At 58.2% G+C, this 18,394-nt stretch carries 19 protein-coding genes; 9 read left to right on the plus strand and 10 right to left on the minus strand.

Features of this window, described 5'->3' with window-relative positions; translation table 11 throughout:
• Positions 1–56: 56 nt before the first annotated feature.
• The 5 genes from gyrB to IP85_RS12485 all read right to left on the minus strand — a co-directional run bounded on the left by gyrB (position 57) and on the right by IP85_RS12485 (position 5,367).
• Entirely contained in the window at positions 57–2,492 is a 2,436-nt protein-coding gene (gyrB, locus tag IP85_RS12465; protein ID WP_054150004.1) for a DNA topoisomerase (ATP-hydrolyzing) subunit B, read from the minus strand.
• 141 nt (positions 2,493–2,633) lie between these two features.
• Complete coding sequence (locus tag IP85_RS12470; RefSeq protein WP_054150005.1) at positions 2,634–2,999, minus strand: helix-turn-helix domain-containing protein; 366 nt, start codon at positions 2,997–2,999, stop codon at positions 2,634–2,636.
• The gene (locus tag IP85_RS12475; protein ID WP_054150006.1) at positions 2,999–3,556 is read right to left on the minus strand and encodes a Smr/MutS family protein; all 558 of its coding nucleotides are present in this window, start codon (positions 3,554–3,556) and stop codon (positions 2,999–3,001) included. The genes IP85_RS12470 and IP85_RS12475 overlap by 1 nt, the downstream gene beginning before the upstream one ends.
• A complete protein-coding gene (locus IP85_RS12480) occupies positions 3,557–4,672 on the minus strand; it encodes a murein transglycosylase A (protein WP_054150007.1) in 1,116 nt (371 codons plus the stop codon).
• The gene (locus IP85_RS12485; RefSeq protein WP_054150008.1) at positions 4,669–5,367 is read right to left on the minus strand and encodes a Tim44/TimA family putative adaptor protein; all 699 of its coding nucleotides are present in this window, start codon (positions 5,365–5,367) and stop codon (positions 4,669–4,671) included. Before IP85_RS12485 ends, IP85_RS12480 begins: the two co-directional genes overlap by 4 nt.
• Positions 5,368–5,515: 148 nt before the next feature.
• On the opposite strand from IP85_RS12485, the gene IP85_RS12490 reads away from it, so the two are divergent.
• Both IP85_RS12490 and secB read left to right on the plus strand, forming a co-directional pair.
• Complete coding sequence (locus IP85_RS12490; protein ID WP_054150009.1) at positions 5,516–6,004, plus strand: FxsA family protein; 489 nt, start codon at positions 5,516–5,518, stop codon at positions 6,002–6,004.
• 86 nt (positions 6,005–6,090) lie between these two features.
• Entirely contained in the window at positions 6,091–6,567 is a 477-nt protein-coding gene (gene secB / locus IP85_RS12495; RefSeq protein WP_054150010.1) for a protein-export chaperone SecB, read from the plus strand.
• Between the two features lie 49 nt (positions 6,568–6,616).
• Here secB and dnaQ read toward each other — a convergent pair whose 3' ends face one another.
• From dnaQ to IP85_RS12520, 5 genes are read right to left on the minus strand one after another with little or no spacing between them, the layout of a single operon-like run.
• The gene (gene dnaQ / locus IP85_RS12500) at positions 6,617–7,318 is read right to left on the minus strand and encodes a DNA polymerase III subunit epsilon (RefSeq protein WP_054150011.1); all 702 of its coding nucleotides are present in this window, start codon (positions 7,316–7,318) and stop codon (positions 6,617–6,619) included.
• The gene (gene coaE / locus IP85_RS12505; protein WP_054150012.1) at positions 7,311–7,916 is read right to left on the minus strand and encodes a dephospho-CoA kinase; all 606 of its coding nucleotides are present in this window, start codon (positions 7,914–7,916) and stop codon (positions 7,311–7,313) included. Before coaE ends, dnaQ begins: the two co-directional genes overlap by 8 nt.
• Positions 7,913–8,773, minus strand: a complete 861-nt coding sequence (locus IP85_RS12510; protein WP_054150013.1) for a shikimate dehydrogenase — start codon at positions 8,771–8,773, stop codon at positions 7,913–7,915. The genes coaE and IP85_RS12510 overlap by 4 nt, the downstream gene beginning before the upstream one ends.
• Positions 8,766–9,365 (minus strand): Maf family protein, encoded by a 600-nt coding sequence (locus tag IP85_RS12515; protein ID WP_054150014.1) that lies wholly within the window; start codon positions 9,363–9,365, stop codon positions 8,766–8,768. The genes IP85_RS12510 and IP85_RS12515 overlap by 8 nt, the downstream gene beginning before the upstream one ends.
• Before the next feature lie 31 nt (positions 9,366–9,396).
• Positions 9,397–10,218 (minus strand): pyruvate, water dikinase regulatory protein, encoded by an 822-nt coding sequence (locus IP85_RS12520; RefSeq protein WP_054150078.1) that lies wholly within the window; start codon positions 10,216–10,218, stop codon positions 9,397–9,399.
• Between the two features lie 405 nt (positions 10,219–10,623).
• On the opposite strand from IP85_RS12520, the gene hemE reads away from it, so the two are divergent.
• The 7 genes from hemE to IP85_RS12555 all read left to right on the plus strand — a co-directional run bounded on the left by hemE (position 10,624) and on the right by IP85_RS12555 (position 18,373).
• The gene (hemE, locus tag IP85_RS12525; protein ID WP_054150015.1) at positions 10,624–11,655 is read left to right on the plus strand and encodes a uroporphyrinogen decarboxylase; all 1,032 of its coding nucleotides are present in this window, start codon (positions 10,624–10,626) and stop codon (positions 11,653–11,655) included.
• A 2-nt stretch (positions 11,656–11,657) separates the two neighbouring features.
• Positions 11,658–12,194, plus strand: a complete 537-nt coding sequence (gene hemJ, locus IP85_RS12530; RefSeq protein WP_054150016.1) for a protoporphyrinogen oxidase HemJ — start codon at positions 11,658–11,660, stop codon at positions 12,192–12,194.
• A 192-nt stretch (positions 12,195–12,386) separates the two neighbouring features.
• Positions 12,387–13,652, plus strand: a complete 1,266-nt coding sequence (rho, locus tag IP85_RS12535; RefSeq protein WP_085942900.1) for a transcription termination factor Rho — start codon at positions 12,387–12,389, stop codon at positions 13,650–13,652.
• Between the two features lie 51 nt (positions 13,653–13,703).
• The gene (mnmE, locus tag IP85_RS12540) at positions 13,704–15,029 is read left to right on the plus strand and encodes a tRNA uridine-5-carboxymethylaminomethyl(34) synthesis GTPase MnmE (protein WP_054150017.1); all 1,326 of its coding nucleotides are present in this window, start codon (positions 13,704–13,706) and stop codon (positions 15,027–15,029) included.
• 28 nt (positions 15,030–15,057) lie between these two features.
• The gene (gene mnmG / locus IP85_RS12545) at positions 15,058–16,929 is read left to right on the plus strand and encodes a tRNA uridine-5-carboxymethylaminomethyl(34) synthesis enzyme MnmG (RefSeq protein ID WP_054150018.1); all 1,872 of its coding nucleotides are present in this window, start codon (positions 15,058–15,060) and stop codon (positions 16,927–16,929) included.
• A gap of 1 nt (position 16,930) precedes the next feature.
• Positions 16,931–17,563: a 16S rRNA (guanine(527)-N(7))-methyltransferase RsmG gene (gene rsmG, locus IP85_RS12550; protein WP_054150019.1), complete on the plus strand. Its 633-nt coding sequence runs from the start codon at positions 16,931–16,933 to the stop codon at positions 17,561–17,563.
• 15 nt (positions 17,564–17,578) lie between these two features.
• Positions 17,579–18,373 (plus strand): ParA family protein, encoded by a 795-nt coding sequence (locus IP85_RS12555; RefSeq protein WP_054150020.1) that lies wholly within the window; start codon positions 17,579–17,581, stop codon positions 18,371–18,373.
• Positions 18,374–18,394 lie beyond the last annotated feature (21 nt).

Here is an 18,394-nt window from a genome sequence, read left to right on the forward strand (position 1 = left end):
TCAAGAAAAAGGGCCGCTCCTGAGGAGCGGCCCTTTTGACTTGCTATCTGCAGATCTCAGATGTCGAGGTTGGCGACGCTGAGCGCGTTGTCCTGAATGAACTCGCGACGAGGTTCGACCTCGTCGCCCATCAGGCGCGAGAACAGGCCGTCGGCGTCGGTCGCGTCGTTGACCCGGACCTGAAGTAAAGAGCGGACATTCGGGTCGAGCGTGGTTTCCCAGAGCTGCTCGGCATTCATTTCGCCCAAGCCCTTGTATCGTTGCATGGAAAGGCCCTTGCGACCGGTTGCAAAGATCGAATCAAGAAGGGCGCGCGGGCCGGACATGTCGCTACGGCCGTCCTTACGGGTGAGAACCGGCGGTTCGGAGTATATCTCACGCAGGCGGGCGGACATCTGGTCCATGTGGCGAGCGTCCGCCGATCCGATGAGGGCGACATCGACTGAGGCCACTTCCTTGACGCCGCGGACCATGCGCTCGAAGCGAAGGCCGCCTTCGTCGGTGACGAAGCCCTGCCAGCCACGTTCGGTGTCTTCGGCGATCATGTCGAGACGGCTCGCGACCAGCGCTGCGGTCGCTTCGGCCTGCTGGCGGTTACCCGTCAGCTCCGGGTTCAGCGCGCCGGCGATGGCAGCCTGCTCGATGACATTGCGGTTGTAGCGGGAATGCAGGCCGTCGATGAGTGACCGCAGACGCAACGCGTCCTGGATCACGTCGCGCAGGTCCTGGCCGGCGCGGACTTCACCATTGGCGAGCGTCAGCGTTGCCTCTTCGAGACCCATGGTGATCAGATAGTCTTCCAGCGCCTTCTCGTCCTTCAGGTACTGGACGGACTTGCCGCGCGAGACCTTATAGAGCGGCGGCTGGGCGATGTAGAGATGGCCACGCTCGATGAGCTCCGGCATCTGACGGAAGAAGAATGTCAGCAGAAGCGTTCTGATATGTGCGCCGTCGACGTCAGCATCGGTCATGATGATGATCTTGTGGTAGCGCAGCTTGTCGGCGTTGAACTCGTCCTTGCCGATGGATGTGCCGAGCGCTGTGATCAGCGTGCCGATTTCCTGGCTCGAGAGCATCTTGTCGAAGCGGGCGCGCTCGACGTTGAGGATCTTACCACGCAGCGGCAGGATCGCCTGGTTTTCGCGCGAACGGCCCTGCTTCGCGGAGCCACCTGCCGAGTCACCCTCGACGAGGAAGAGTTCGGATTTGGCCGGATCGCGCTCGGAGCAGTCGGCGAGCTTGCCGGGCAGAGAAGCGATATCGAGTGCGCCCTTGCGGCGGGTGAGTTCACGCGCCTTGCGAGCGGCTTCGCGGGCAACAGCGGCCTCGACCACCTTGCCGACCAGGATCTTGGCTTCCGTCGGGTGTTCCTCGAACCAGGTGCTGAGCGCTTCGTTGACGAGGTTTTCGACGACCGGGCGTACCTCGGACGAAACGAGCTTGTCTTTCGTCTGGGACGAGAACTTCGGATCCGGTACCTTTACCGAGAGGACAGCCGAAAGACCTTCGCGGCAGTCTTCACCCTGCAGCGACACCTTCTCCTTCTTGGTGATGCCCGAGCTATCCGCATAGGACGTCACCTGACGGGTCAGAGCGGCGCGGAAGCCGGCCATATGGGTGCCGCCGTCGCGTTGGGGAATGTTGTTGGTGAAGCAGAGCACATTCTCGTGGTAGCTGTCATTCCACCACATGGCGACTTCGACGGTGATCCCATCCTTCTCACCCTTGATGGCGACAGGCTTGTCGACGAGCGGCTTCTTGGAGCGATCGAGATAGCGGACAAAGGCTTCGAGACCGCCGTCATAGAGCATCTCTTCCTGGCGGATGTCGGACTTGCGCTTGTCGGTCAGAAGAATGCGGACACCGGAATTCAGGAAGGCGAGCTCGCGAAGGCGATGCTCGAGCGTTCCATAGTCGAAATCGACCTTGGTGAAGGTCTCGGTGCTCGGAAGGAAGGTGACTTCCGTTCCCGAACGGCCCTCATATTCACCGATCACCTTCAGCGGACCGTCGGCTACGCCATGGGTAAAAGTGATTTCATGCAGCTTGTTGTTGCGGCGGATCTTGAGGGTGAGTTTGACCGATAGCGCATTGACGACGGATACGCCGACGCCGTGCAGACCGCCGGAGACTTTGTAGGAATTCTGGTCGAACTTACCGCCGGCATGCAGCTGGGTCATGATGACCTCGGCAGCCGAAACGCCTTCGCCGGTGTGAATATCCGTCGGAATACCGCGACCGTTGTCGGTTACCGTGACCGAACCATCCGCGTTCAAGGTGACCGTGACGATGTCAGCGTGACCAGCCAGGGCCTCATCGATCGCGTTGTCGACGACTTCATAGACCATGTGGTGAAGACCCGAGCCGTCGTCGGTGTCACCGATATACATGCCGGGGCGCTTGCGGACGGCGTCCAGTCCCTTCAGAACCTTGATCGAGTCAGCGCCATATTCGGCCGGTGCATCATTTTCCGCGATCGGCAAGTCGGTCATTCAGCAATCTTTCCAGTCAATTCTCAAAGGCCCAGCTGATTCGAATCAGCAGCTTCAAGTGCCCCGACTATAGGGGTTTTGGCCTGAGTTCCAAAGGCGAGGGCGTTGTTTCTGGTGGATAGAGAGGGCTTTTCAACCCCATCACGGCCGTTTTTTGGCGCCATCCAGAATATCCTGCATGTCTCGTATCACATCCGGGGAGAGCTGGCGAATCAGCTTCGAAAGATCGTTGGCGAAAGCCGTGTATTCCGGCTTCATGCCTGATGTGTCCACCACCACTCGGGGATCGGAACGGCCGGCCGTCGAGAAGAGCTCCTCCGCCTCGTCCCAGATAATATTGAAATAGCCTGCAACGCGCTGGAGAAAGTCGAAATTTGGTAGGCCGCGCCGGCCGTGTTCGAGTGCCGAGAGATAGGCTGGAGAGACCCCGATCGCTGCGGCCATCTCCTTCTGAGAGACACCCTTGCGTTCCCGCAACTGCCGTAACGCGTCACCGAAAGGCGTCATCAGCGCTCCTGTCCGCGGCGGGCGAGCCGCACATAGAGAGCCCCCTCCCCGCCATGCTGACGTGCGGCAGGCTCGTAGGAGGAAATCAGGAAACGGAATTCCGGCAGGGAAAACCAGAGCGGCACCGCGCGCTTCAAGGCGCCTTCACTCCCCAGCGAGCTTCCCTTGCCAGTAATCACGAGGACATGGCGCAAACCCCGATCATGCGCCCGGATGAGGAAATCGAGCAGCATTCCATGCGCCTCACTCTGGATCAGTCCGTGCAGATCGATCCGAGCTTCAAGCGCCAGGTGACCGCGAGAGAGCTTGCGCTTGACCGGTTTTTCGAGGGGGTGGTGGATTCGGGGTGCGGATTTGCGATCAGGATCGGTGCTCGCACTCAACGATGAGATGGCAGTCCGATTGAGAGCGGGCACGTCCTTCTCTTCTACCGGAGTCTCGAACTGCTCTTCGAAACTCAGCAGGTCTTCCATACGTCCGGGCATCGGGCGGGTCGAACGCGCGACCTTGCCCCAGAGGATGCGATCTTCCGGATTGAGCTTTGGTCCACCCGACACTCAGACAAACCTCTCTGCCGCCTGCTTCGGGATGAGTATATAGAAGTCGGCCGTGTTGCGCACGGCCCCTGCCAACTCGCCCGCCTCGTCTCCGGAGCCCGTAAAGATATCCCCGCGTGCAGGTCCGACGATTGCAGAACCGGTATCGAGCGCCAGCATGGTCCGCGCGAAATCGCGTCCGCCATCCATATGCGTCAATCCCTTGGCATGGATGAAGAAAGGAAATCCGAAAGTATGGATCTGGCGATCGACCGCGAGAGATCGGCCCGCAATCAGCGGTACCTTGGCGGCCGCAATCGGACCACGGGTGAGATCGTCAACCTCCGCCTCCCGGAAGAAGATGTAGGATCGGTTGTGCCAGAGGATCTCGTCCACGCGATCCGGATGTGCAGCGAGCCAGGCCCGAATCGACTGCATGGAGATATTGACCTCCGGGATCTCCCCCCCATCGATCAGCAGGCGCCCGATGCCGGAGAAAGGATGACCAGCCTTGGCCGCATAGGTTATCCGACGCAGGCGTCCATCGGGATATCGCAACCGTGCAGCACCCTGGACATGGGCGAAGAACACATCGACCTTCGAGCGAGCCCAGGCGATTTCGAGCCCCCTGCCCTCGAGCCAGCCCCGATCAATGTCGCGGCGATCCGGATACGGCTTGAGGCCATCGTCTGTGCGTAGAGCGAATGCGTAACCGGCGTCGAGGTCGGCGGTTCGGTTGGCGTCATCCACGTCTACGAGATCCAGAGGACGACGATAGAAGGGATGGCGGTATTCGTCATCGGGCTGATCGCTGACAGCGACTTCAGGCTCGTAGAATGCCGTGACCAGACCTGCGTTTTGGCCGCTGGGCTCGACCAGGAAGGGTCGCGTTCGCTGTTCGAAGAAAAGCCGCGCCTGAGCTGCGTTGTCCGGACTGTGCGTCGATGCAGCGTCCAGCAGAGGCATCAGATCTTCGGCGGTCAGTCCCAAGGCACCTGGCTTATATGGTTTGACCGACTGCAGGTATCTCCTACAGTCGGTCAAGGCAGGCCAAAGCGATGACGGATCGTCGGATGACCAGCCGGGCAGATCATCGAAGGATGCCGGCCTCAGACGACAGGCGCTGAGATCGGTCATTGTTCTGCTTCGGTCGCGATCAGCTTCCAGTTCGGATCGCGCGAGCGCACATCGCGGGCGAAGGTCCACACGTCGTTCACCTCGGACACCGCCTCGGCATCGCCATCAATGATGACGCCTGCCTTGTCGTAGGTGGCCGTGATCAACTGGCTGACGATGCGAACGGTCACCTGCTCCTCGTTTTCACGAGCGGATGCCTGGATGATGTCCGCCTTCTCGATGCCGACAAAAGTCGACTTCACGATCTCGCCGCGGCTCTCGCGATCGGCGATTGCGCTTTCGAAACCGTCGAAGACCTCGCGGGAGAGCAGTCCTTTCAAAGCCTTCCGGTCGCCATCGGCATAGGCCATGACGATCATCTCGTAAGCGATCTTGGCACCGTTCAGGAATTCCTTCGGGTTGAAGCTCGCGTCGTGGCGCAGAAGTTCGCGCAACTGATCGTTCAGGGCTGTGCCGGCAGGCGCGTAGGCGTCCACGGCCACATAGCGATCTTCAGCGTTGCCATCCTCACGGCGCGGAAGGGTGACAACCTTGCCATCGTCTCGCGCTGCACCCTTGGCCAGATCGCGCTGTGCGAACGGATCGAACGGCGGCTTTTCATGGCCCGTGCGTCGTCCAAGCACGCTACGGAGCTGAAAGAAGATCAGTACCGCCGCGACCAGGAAGAACAATGTAACGAAATCACTAGACCCCATGAATACCGCCAGGCTTGATTGAATTTGATTTTTCCTTCTCCCATATAGTCCGCAGCGCCGCATCATTCAAATGGCGCAATGCATTCTTTGCATCGAGTAAGCGCCGACTCTTGCGATATCCGGATCACAAAGGCGTTTGGAGCAGCCCATGCGCCTTCCCCTGGTGCTTTTTCTCATCGCACCACTCATTGAAATCGCCAGCTTTATCCTGGTCGGACAAGCCATCGGCGTGTTGCCGACCCTGGCGCTGATCATTCTCGCGGCCTTCGCAGGTGTCGTACTGCTCCGCTATCAGGGGGCGGGTATCCTGCGCCGATTGCAGAGCGAGGCGCAGCGCGGCATGGATCCCGGACGGGAACTGGTTCACGGTGCCCTTCTGGTGGTTGCTGCCTTTCTTCTGATCGTGCCCGGCTTCTTCGGCGATATCATTGGAATTCTGCTCTTCCTGCCCTTCGTTCGTGATCTCGCCTGGCGTGTGATCAAGCCGCGGCTCGTTGTCCGCAGCAGTTTTTCCGAGGCAGGTTTCAGGACAAACCGCCCAAAAGACGAGAATGTGGTCGACCTCGGCGACGACGAGTATCAGCGTGAACCCGACCCGAACTCGCCCTGGCGCGATCCGCGGATCGGCCGCGACTGACGCTCCGCGGCACTGGCCGGCAGGGTTGTAAGCGCCAGTTTCAAATGTTAGATGGCCTTAGCAATTCATCTTCAAGGACACGCCCTATGGCCGACAACAATCAGGGAACGGCTTCTCCGTCCCTCAATATTCTCGCCCAGTACATCAAGGATTTTTCGTTTGAAAATCCGGGTGCACCCCGCTCGCTTCAAGCGCGCGACAAGGCGCCGGCCATCAACATAAACGTCAATGTCAATGCAAACCCGCTTTCCGACAACGACTTCGACGTCGTCCTGGCGCTGAATGCGGAAGCCAAGGATGGCGACAAGGTCGTGTTCGTGACCGAACTGATCTATGGCGGCGTCTTCCGCATCTCAGGCTTCCCGCAGGAACACATGCTGCCGGTTCTCTTCATCGAGTGCCCGCGCCTGCTCTTCCCGTTTGCCCGTCAGATCATCGCCGACGCGACCCGCAACGGTGGCTTCCCGCCGCTGATGATCGATCCGATCGACTTCGCCCAGATGTTCGCTCAGCGTGTTGCCGAAGAGCAGTCCCGCGCGAAGACGCAGTCGGTGCCGAACTGAGACGGCATTCTCTATCTGCCAAAGCAAAGGGCCCTTTTGGGCCCTTTTTTCATGCGTCGTATTTTGACCAGATCGCTTTGCCGCCAAGACGCCCGACGAGTTTGGCATGGCCTTCCACCTCGGCCGCGGAGAGACGTGGTGCAAGAGCACGCGGACGGTCGTAGCTGATCTCGATCACGTCATCGACTTCGCTCGTCTGGCTCCGGCGCGTGTCGATGGTCGTCAGACCCAGTGCTGCCTGCCGCCCGCCGAGCATCTCGATATAGACTTCGGCCAGCAGTTCGGAGTCGAGCAGAGCGCCGTGCTTCGTACGGTGCGAGTTGTCGATGCCGTATCGACGGCAGAGGGCGTCCAGCGAGTTCGGCCCCATCGGATGCTTGCGGCGTGCGAGCGCCAGCGTGTCGATCACCATATCGGACGGGACCGGTGCGAGGCTCAGGCGCTCGAACTCAGCGTTGATGAAACCCATGTCGAATGAGGCGTTGTGCGCGATCCACTTGGCGCCTTCGAAGAATTCCTGGAGCTCGGAAACGATCTCTGCGAAGACCGGCTTGTCCTTCAGAAATTCGTCGGTGATGCCGTGCACCGCCAATGCATCGGGATGAACCTTTCGGTCGGCAGGGTTTATGTAGACATGAAAGGTGCGACCGGTCGGAAAATGATTGAACAATTCGATGCCACCGATTTCGATCACCCGGTCGGCCTTGTTGTCGAGCCCGGTCGTTTCCGTATCGAAGATGATCTCACGCATTGTCTGTCCGCTCCGCCTGTTCGCGTAGTTCTTTGACGATCGTTTTGACCTGCGCCCGCGCGCTGTCAATCCCGTGACCGGTATCAATGACGTAATCGGCCCTCGCACGCTTCTGTGCGTCCGGAACCTGCCTGGAGAGGATCAACTGGAACTTCTCTTCGGTCATCCCCGGCCGTGCCAGCACCCGCGCTCTCTGCATCTCGGGTTCGCAACTCACGACAACGATCCGGTCAACACGCTTTTCACCGCCGGTCTCGAACAACAAGGGAATGTCGAGCAGGACGAAAGCTTGGCCGAGTGCGCGTTGCTGCTCGAGAAAAGTCAATTCCCTCTTCCGCACCAGAGGATGCACGATCGCTTCGAGCTCTTTAAATTTAGCCGGATTCTTTGCCAGATTCGCCGACAGTTTGGCGCGATCGACAACGCCGTCGACAATGGTATCGGGGAAGATGCGTGCGACGGGCTCGACGGCTTCCGAGCGGTAGAGTTCGTGAACCACGCGATCCGCATCATTGACGGGCACACCTTCGTCGGCAAAGAGCGCAGCCGTTGTGGACTTGCCCATGCCGATCGAGCCTGTGAGCCCCACGATGATCATGAGTGCGCCTCGATGTCGTCGAGCACGAGTTGGCGCAACTCAGCAGTCACTTCGGGCTTTTGTCCGAACCATCGTTCAAATCCTGGCACGGCCTGGTGCAGAAGCATGCCAAGACCATCGACCGTCGGCAGACCAATCTGCTCTGCCTGCTGAAGGAAGGGTGTCTTCAAAGGGACGTAGACGATATCGGTGATAAGGGCGTCGTTCTTCATCCTGTCAAAGGGAAGAAGCGGCGCAGCCGAGCCATCCATGCCCAAAGATGTCGTGTTCACGAACAGCCCGGCACCTTCCAGAAGGGAATTGAGGGCGTCCATGCCGTGCGCATGGAGCGGTGCCCCGAACCTGTCCACGAGTTCCCGGGCGCGATCGACCGTCCGGTTGACGACATGAACTTCTGAGATGCCGCGATCACGAAGAGCCTGCAGAATGGCACGGCTGGCTCCCCCTGCTCCCAGAACCACGGCGCGATCGACCTTATCCCATCCCGGGTGCTGTGCATCGAGATTTGCAACAAAGCCGATGCCGTCGGTGTTCGTCGCGTGAAGCAAGCCGTCTTCACGCCAGAGCGTATTGGCTGCTCCGAGCTCTTCTGCCACCGGGTCAATCCGATCGGCAAGTCTGCTCGCCGCCTCCTTGTGCGGGATCGTGATGTTGCCACCCCGATAGGGACTGTCGGCGTCTTTGAGACGAAGCATGAAATCGCCAAAGTCCTCCGGGGCCACCGCAATCTTCTCATAGGTACCCGGCAGACCGTAGGATTGAAGCCAGTGCCCATGGATCACAGGCGAGCGAGAATGCTTGATTGGATAGCCGGCGACAAAAGCACGAGCAAAAGATGTTTCACGTGAATCACGCATGGTTAATCTCGTGCTGACGAAGGGCTGCGAGGAGAGGCAAAAGCGGTAGGCCGAGAATGGTGAAATAGTCGCCGGCGATGGCATCAAAGAGCTGAATGCCCTCCCCTTCGAGCTGATAGCAGCCGACGCTGGACAAGATCGACTTGCCGTTGCGCTCGATGTAGCCGTCCAGGAACTCATCTGAAAAGTCACGAACCTGCATGCAGGCTTTCGTCACGTCGCTCCAGATCAACTCGCCATCCCGAACCAGACAGACTGCGCTATTCAGGAAGTGTGCCTTGCCGCGCAGGCTGATCAAGGTCTGCCGTGCCTCATCCAGAGAAGCGGCCTTGTGAAAGATCTGGTTTCCGAGAGACATGGTTTGGTCGCAGCCGATGACGAAGGCGCCTGGAGCGCGCTCCGACACATCCATGGCCTTGGCCAGCGCCAGGTGCCGGGCAACCGATACCGGGTCTCGTCCTGCGAGCGGCAGGTTTTCCTCGATCGCTCTTTCATCCACCGTCGCCGGGATCGCGATAAAGCCGAGGCCGGCATTTTTCAAAAGCATCTGGCGCGCCGTGCTGCCCGACGCGAGAATCAAGGGTGAGCCCATGCTGAGACCTTCGTGATGGTAGTGTCCTGAATTAGCGCGGCTTGGGACGCAGAGCAACAATCGCCGCCGCCGTCTCCTCGATCGACCGGCGCGTCACGTCGATCAGAGGCCAGTTGTTGCGCGCACACAGCGAGCGGGCATATTTCAGCTCCTCCGTGATTGAGGCCCGGTCGACATACTCGCTGCGGTCATAGCCGGTTGTCGCGCCAAGGACCCGGTTCTCGCGAACCTGGGAAATCCGATCCGACGTGGCGATGAGCCCAACGATCAGAGGCCGTGTTGCTTTCAGCAATCCGTCGGGCAGCGGAACGCCCGGGACGATCGGCAAGTTCGCGGTCTTGATGCCGCGGTTGGCGAGATAGATGCTCGTAGGGGTCTTGGAGGTGCGGCTGATGCCGATGATCACGACATCGGCCTGATCATAATCCTCCGGCGCCTGGCCATCGTCATGGTCCATGGTGAAATTCAACGCTTCAATGCGTGCGAAATATTCGGCGTTCAGAACATGCTGAGCACCGACGCGGCCGCGGGACGGCGCACCCAGATAGTCCTGAAACTTCTCGATGATCGGGGCCAGCACGTTGACGCAGGGCAAGCCCAGTTCATGACATCCCGTTTCGACAAGTGCTGCGAGATCCTGGTCGACGATCGTGTAGAGCACGATACCGGGTTCGCGATCGAGCGCATCGATCAACGCCTTGATCTGTTTCTTGCTGCGGATCAGGGGATAAACATGCTCGATGGCATTGGAACCGCGAAATTGCGCGGCTGCTGCTCGGCCTGCCGAGATCAGAGTTTCCCCCGTTGAGTCAGAAATCAGGTGGAGATGGAAGAAGTTTTTCCGGTTCTCCACGTTCTTCACCGCACCCTGTTGATAGTCTGGGATAAACAGAGGCCACGGCGGGCGGGGCGGATCAGGGACGGGAAAAGTGCCGATTTATCCACAATTGGACCCCGAGAGGCTCTCGATTCCAGGGGGCTGTGAATTACGGTAATGACAGAAGATCGTTCTTCGCATTTCGACTCCTCCTCCTCCGTTAACCCGGATTCTGTCCGGATCGCAAATCCATGGAATCACGGGTTAATTTGCAGTTATCCCCATTATCCCAGAGCCGGAGCGAACTTGGTGGCCTCGACTATCGACTGAAATCCCGGATTGCGAACAAGCTGTGATCGTCGATTAATCCTTGATAGTCAGAGACTCTTAGAAATAGAAGAAGATTCAATATCTCTTTTCTTTTTTGAAAGGGCTTGAGCCTTGAGCACGCCGAACCGAAAAGTCCTCGACGTTCTGAATGGGAAAACGGTCACGCCACCGCCCATCTGGCTCATGAGACAAGCAGGCCGTTATCTCCCGGAGTATCGGGAAACACGGAAGAAGGCCGGGAGCTTTCTCGATCTCTGTTACTCCCCCGAGTATGCGACGGAGGTGACCCTTCAACCGATCCGCCGATACGGCTTTGATGCGGCCATCCTGTTTTCGGATATTCTGGTCATCCCGGATGCGCTTCATCGCAACGTGACCTTCACTGAAGGCCATGGTCCGCAGATGGACCCCATCGACACGGACGGCATGCTGGCGCTTTCGCAGGAAGGCGTCCTGGATCACCTCACGCCGGTCATGGAGACGGTTTCACGGCTGCGTGGGGCACTGCCCAACGAAACCACCCTGCTTGGCTTCTGTGGGGCTCCCTGGACGGTGGCGACCTACATGATCGCTGGACATGGCACACCCGACCAGGCGCCTGCCCGTCTCTTCGCCTATCGTCATCCGGAGGTTTTTGCCCGTCTCCTCGATTTTCTCGCCGATGTCTCCGCCGACTACCTCGTCGCGCAGATCGATGCCGGTGCAGACGCCGTGCAGATCTTCGATTCCTGGGCAGGTGTTCTGGGCGAGGCAGAATTCGAGGCTTTCGCCGTGCGGCCCGTTCGCCGCATCATCGACTCGGTCAAGTCGCGTCGTCCTCAGGCGAAGGTGATCGCCTTTGCCAAGGGCGCCGGCATCTTGTTGAAGAATTATCGCCAGGACACCCGTGCTGACGCCATTGGTCTCGATTGGTCGGTTCCCTTGAGCTTTGCTGTGGAGCTGCAGAAGGATGGTCCTGTTCAAGGTAACCTCGATCCGATGCGTGTGGTGGCCGGCGGTGTAGCGCTCAAGGACGGGATCGATGCGATCCTCCAGGCACTCGGCCATGGACCGCTGATCTTCAATCTTGGCCACGGGATTACGCCGCAGGCTGATCCGCAGCATGTGACCGAACTCGTCGCCCAGGTTCGGAGTTTCGGCTAACCATGGAAAAGCAGATCGACGACAAGCCCGGGATGCGCGCAGCGAGAAAGGCTGCGACAGCTCTCGTGTTTTTCGGGATCGTCGGTGCCGGTATCATGCTGGCCGGACCAGATCAGGCTTACCCCTGGATCAAAGCGCTGCATGTCATCGCGATCATCTCGTGGATGGCAGGCATGCTCTACCTGCCGCGACTGTTCATCTATCATTCGGACTGTGATCCATCGTCACAGCAGGCAAAAACGTTTGCCGTCATGGAAACCAGGCTGATGAAGGTGATCATGACGCCGGCGATGGTCGTTTCCTGGATTCTGGGATTGTATCTGGCCTGGCAGGTTTTTGCGTTCCAGGGTGGTTGGCTGCATGCCAAGATCGCAGCCGTTGTCGCATTGTCCGGCGTTCACGGCTATTTCGCCAAGGCTGTCAAATCGTTCGGGCGTGGCGACTACGTGGGAACGCCGCGTTACTGGCGCATGATGAACGAGGCCCCGACCCTGCTGATGATCCTGATTGTGGTTCTTGCGGTCGTGAAGCCCTTCTGATCTCGGTACGATCACGCATTATTTTCGGTGGTGCCGGCTTTTCGCTTGCGGTCGAATCCGCGAGTCGCTATTTTCGCGCTACTTCCTCCCTTGGCTTGCGTACTATTCAGTCATTTGCGGCTCTCGCGATCGTACCGAATTCCACCAGCTCGCCGTTCCCCTTGAAAATTCTATCTGACGTGGTCCCTCTTCATGGCTGAAATGAAGCTACAAGAACTCAAAAGCAAATCGCCGACCGATCTCCTGACCTTTGCTGAATCGCTCGAAGTTGAAAACGCGAGCACGATGCGCAAGCAGGAGCTGATGTTTGCGATCCTGAAGATGCTGGCGAGCCAGGATGTTGAGATCATCGGCGAAGGCGTGGTGGAAGTACTGCAGGATGGCTTCGGTTTCCTGCGTTCGGCCAATGCGAACTATCTCCCAGGCCCTGACGATATCTACATTTCGCCCTCACAGATCCGCCGCTTCTCGCTGAAGACCGGTGATACCGTCGAGGGTCCAATCCGGGGACCGAAGGAAGGCGAACGCTATTTCGCGCTGCTGAAGGTCAACACGATCAATTTCGAGGATCCCGAAAAGATCCGCCACAAGGTGCATTTCGACAACCTGACGCCGCTCTATCCGAACGAGCGCTTCAAGATGGAACTCGATGTTCCGACGTCGAAGGACCTGTCTGCACGTGTCATCGATCTCGTGGCGCCACTCGGCAAAGGCCAGCGTGGTCTGATCGTCGCACCACCGCGCACCGGTAAGACGGTCATTCTCCAGAATATCGCGCATTCGATCACGGCCAACCATCCGGAATGTTATCTGATCGTCCTTCTGATCGACGAACGTCCGGAAGAAGTGACTGACATGCAGCGTTCGGTCCGCGGTGAAGTCGTGTCTTCGACCTTCGACGAGCCTGCCGTTCGTCACGTTCAGGTGGCGGAAATGGTCATCGAGAAGGCCAAGCGTCTTGTCGAACATGGCCGAGACGTCGTTATTCTGCTCGATTCCATCACGCGCCTCGGCCGCGCCTACAACACCGTTGTGCCGTCGTCCGGCAAAGTCTTGACCGGTGGTGTCGATGCCAATGCATTGCAGCGCCCGAAGCGCTTCTTCGGTGCAGCGCGCAACATCGAAGAAGGCGGTTCGCTGACGATCATCGCAACGGCACTGATCGACACTGGTAGCCGTATGGACGAAGTCATCTTCGAAGAGTTCAAGGGCACCGGTAACTCGGAAATCGTTCTCGATCGCAAGGTCGCGGACAAGCGCATCTTCCCGGCCATGGACATCCTCAAGTCCGGTACGCGTAAGGAAGATCTGTTGGTCCCGCGCCAGGATCTCCAGAAGATTTTCGTTCTGCGCCGTATTCTTGCGCCGATGGGCACGACCGATGCCATCGAATTCCTCATCGACAAACTCAAGCAGACGAAGAACAACGGCGACTTCTTCGACTCGATGAACACCTGATGTGGTGCCGGTTTCGGCCGGCAGCCTCAGGCTTCGCCTGTGAGTGATCTCGTGACCGCTCGTTCCGATACGATTTGTGCTCTTGCGTCCGGCGGTTTACCCGCCGGCGTTGCTGTTATCAGGGTCAGTGGTCCTAGCAGCTTCGAAGCTGTCAGTCAGATGGTTGGCTCACTGCCCGAACCGCGCCTGGCAGCCCTGCGGACATTGCGGACCACGAGCGGTGAGTTTCTTGATCGGGGTCTTGTTCTCGTTTTCCCAGCACCCAATTCCTTCACCGGTGAGGACTGTGTGGAATTGCATCTGCATGGTGGCCGCGCCGTTGTGAACGCGGCACTTCGATCATTAGCCGGATTCAACGGGATTAGATTGGCCGAAGCCGGAGAGTTCTCGAAACGCGCGTTTGAAAACGGCAAGATGGATCTTGTCGAGGTCGAAGGTCTCGCCGATCTCCTTAGCGCCGAGACCGAGATGCAGAGAAGACTTGCGGGTGAACAGGCCAATGGTCATCTGTCCGCTGTCTACGACGAATGGCGTGAGAAACTTGTATTCGTACGCGCCATGCTCGAAGCAGAACTGGACTTCAGTGACGAGGGCGACATTCCAGGTTCGGTGTCCGATCGTATCTGGGCCGACGTCGGCGAGCTAAAGTCACAGGTGGACCGGGCAATCGGCAATCTTCGAGCCGGCGAGATCATCCGTGATGGTTTCAAGGTGGCCCTTGCCGGCCTGCCGAATGCCGGGAAATCAAGCCTGTTGAATGCGTTGGCGCAGCGCGACGTGGCAATTGTGACACCTGTAGCCGGTACGACGCGCGATGTTGTTCGCTGTGAACTGGACATCGACGGATACAAGTTTGAACTCTCCGATACTGCTGGTCTCAGAGACACAGACGATCTGGTTGAGCAGGAGGGGATCCGTCGTGCCTTCCGGACGATCAATGATGCTGATCTTGTTCTGCATCTGATCGATCTGTCCGAGCAGCCGAAAGCGCAGCCGATAGATTTCGACCGCCCCACACTGTGTATCGGGACGAAAAGCGACCTTGCCAGCGATCTAGTGCCTAATTCTGCTTGCGCTTTCCACGTGTCGTCCGCTTCAGGAGAAGGGCTTGATGTCCTGAGAGATCGGCTGCTCGATGCAGTGCGTAGCCATACGCAGGTCGAGAGTCTTGCAATTCCCAGTCGTTTGAGGCATGCAGAGCGCCTTCGGTTGGCGTCGAGACATCTTGCGTCCGCGCTGGAGGGCATTTTGTTACCTCTCGAGATCCGTGCCGAAGAATTGCGATTGGCGTCCGTCGAATTGGCGCGAGTGACCGGTCGAATCGATACCGAAACGCTTCTGGGTAAAATCTTCTCCGAATTCTGTGTCGGCAAGTGATTCACGTGAAACAGGCTGTATCGCGATCATGTCTAAGAGACATTTCGATGTAATTGTTGTTGGTGGTGGTCATGCCGGTACCGAAGCAGCCGCAGCGGCTGCACGCATGGGTGCAAAAACCGCGCTCGTGACCCACAAGGCTGAAACAATCGGCGTCATGTCCTGCAATCCGGCGATCGGCGGCTTGGGAAAAGGGCATCTTGTCCGTGAGATTGATGCGCTTGACGGCATCATGGGTCGCGCGGCGGACGAGGGCGGCATTCAGTTTCGTATGCTGAACCGGAAGAAGGGCCCGGCTGTTTGGGGGCCGCGCACGCAGGCGGATCGAAAGCTCTATCGACGGGCTGTTCAGCGTCTGCTCGCGGACATTCCTAATCTCGACATCATCGAAGGTGGCGTGGTGGGATTTGTTCGTGACTCTACCGAAATAAATGGCGTGATCCTTGGTGACGGGCTGCAGCTTCGTGCTGCAGCAGTCGTCTTGACAACCGGTACCTTTCTCAACGGTCTGATCCACATCGGTGACAAAAAGATCGCTGCTGGCCGTGTTGGCGAGGCCCCTGCCCTGGGTGTCAGCGATGACTTGGCAGCGTTGGGCCTGAAGCTTGGTCGCCTCAAGACCGGGACCCCGGCGCGCCTCGATCGCAAAACGATCCGCTGGGACGAGCTTGAAGTTCAGGAAGCGGATGAGAATCCCATCCCATTCTCATTCATGACGGAAACGGTCACTACGCCACAGATCGCTTGCGGCATCACGCGAACGACGACTGAAACCCATCGGATCATCCGGGAGAACATCCACCGCTCTGCCATGTATTCCGGCCAAATCGAAGGTGTCGGTCCGCGGTATTGTCCGTCCATTGAGGACAAGATCAATCGCTTCGGCGATCGTGATGGTCATCAGATCTTTCTCGAGCCGGAAGGATTGGATGACGACACCATCTATCCGAACGGAATCTCGACCTCGCTGCCGGAGGATGTCCAGGAGCTGTTCATACGGTCGATCCCAGGCCTCGAGAATGTCCGAATCCTCCAGCCCGGTTATGCCATCGAGTATGACTATGTCGATCCACAGCAGCTGGACCTATCTCTGGCAGTGAAAGGTATGAAGGGTTTGTATCTCGCTGGTCAGATCAATGGTACAACTGGTTATGAAGAGGCCGGGGCTCAAGGCTTGCTGGCAGGGATCAACGCAGCCCGGCTCGCGGCCGGTGAAAGCGGTCTCTCCTTCAGCCGTACGAATTCTTATATCGGCGTAATGATCGATGACCTGACATCGCGCGGCGTTGCAGAGCCCTATCGTATGTTTACCTCGCGGGCCGAGTATCGGTTGTCGTTGAGGGCTGACAATGCCGACATGCGGCTTACGCCCTATGGCATTGAGCTTGGTTGCGTATCTTCTGAACGGGCCAGAAAATTTGAGACTTATCGCGCTCAGCGGGAAGGGCTGTATGAACAGCTTGGAGCGCTTACCGCCTCGCCTAATGAGATGGCTATCGCCGGAGTTGCGATCAACCAGGATGGTCGTCGTCGTTCGGCTCGAGAGATCCTGTCCTATCCGGACATAAGCTGGGATCAGGTTGTTCAAGTCTGGCCTGAACTAAAGTCCACGGATGCGAAGATCGCAACCGCCGTCGAGATCGATTGTCTCTACCATGTCTACCTTGAAAGGCAGTCGGCGGATATCGAAGGCTTGCGGGCCGAGGAAGAGCGCGTGATTCCCGATGATTTCGACTATTCGGTGTTATCTGGTCTCTCTAATGAGCTGAAGGCCAAGTTGATTGCCAGAAAGCCCCGCAATATTGCCCAGGCAAGTCGGCTCGAAGGGATGACTCCTGCGGCTGTCGCTTTGCTTGTCGCCCACCTGCGCAAAACCCAAGTTAATAAATTGGCATCCTGATATGCAAAGAACGAAAAGTGCTCCTTATGGAATCGATGTTTCACGTGAAACGCAGGAGCGCCTTGATCGCTTTGCCAACCTCTTTCTGAAATGGGCTGCTAGAATCAATCTCATAGCGCCTTCGACGCTGGAACAGCTATGGACGCGGCATATTGCGGACTCGTTGCAACTCCGAAACATTGTGCCGACTCCGGGCCAGTGGATCGATCTCGGAAGCGGCGGGGGATTTCCGGGTATCATCACGGCGATCACCCTGGCGGAAAGCCAAGCTGGATGGGTCGATCTCGTCGAAAGCAACAATAAGAAGTGTGGCTTCCTGCGGACGGCGATTTTGGAGACAGGTGCTCGGGCGTCCGTCCACCCTCTCCGGATCGAGGATGCCTCTTCGAAGCTTCCCGCGCCCGACTTCATATCCGCGCGTGCACTTGCCGAACTTGATTTGCTGTTCGCTTACGCCCATCCCTGGGCACTTGCCAATCCAAATCTCAAGTTGATCTTCCATAAAGGTCGGGATTACCAGTCCGAGATCGATAAAGCGCGTGGTCGCTGGGACTTCGATCTGGTAAAACATCAAAGCGTTGTCGAGGCAGATTCCGTGATCTTGGAGATCACCTCTCTGACGCGCAGGGTTTAACGGTTCGGGTGCCAAATGAGTCTCGAGAAAAACCGCATCATTACCATCGCCAACCAAAAGGGTGGCGTGGGCAAGACCACGACAGCGATCAACCTGGCGACAGCCCTGGCGGCGATCGGAGAGCGTGTGCTCATCGTTGACCTGGACCCGCAGGGAAATGCCAGTACCGGCCTCGGTATCGATCGTCGTGACCGGCGCCTGTCTTCCTACGATGTGCTGATCGGGACCCATTCGGTCAGCGAAGCGGTCCTCGAAACGGCTGTGCCGAACCTCTCGATCGTCCCATCAACGATGGACCTGCTCGGTTTCGAAATGGAAATCTCGCAGCAGGCGGATCGGGTCTTTCGTCTGAGAAGAGCCCTCAACCAGGATGATGCGCGCGCTTACAGCTATGTGCTGCTCGACTGCCCGCCCTCGTTCAACCTTTTGACGATGAATGCCATGGCGGCGGCGCATTCGGTTCTGGTGCCTTTGCAGTGCGAGTTCTTTGCGCTCGAAGGTCTCAGCCAGCTGCTCGACACCATCAACCAAGTGCGTCAGACGGTGAATCCGACCCTCGATATCCAGGGTATCGTGCTGACGATGTTCGATTCCCGCAACAATCTCGCGCAGCAGGTCGTTAGCGATGTGCGGGAGCATCTCGGCGAGAAGGTTTACGCTACGCTTATTCCGCGGAATGTGCGGGTATCCGAGGCGCCGTCTTATGGTAAGCCGGCTATCCTTTATGATCTCAAATGCGCCGGCAGCCAGGCCTATCTGCAGCTGGCTTCGGAAGTCATTCAGCGCGAACGGCAGCGTAAAGCCGCCTAATCTTCGTACAAGGGTGTGAGT

Origin of the sequence: Rhizobium sp. AAP116 (assembly GCF_001295785.1) — a bacterium.
Lineage (GTDB): Bacteria > Pseudomonadota > Alphaproteobacteria > Rhizobiales > Rhizobiaceae > Allorhizobium.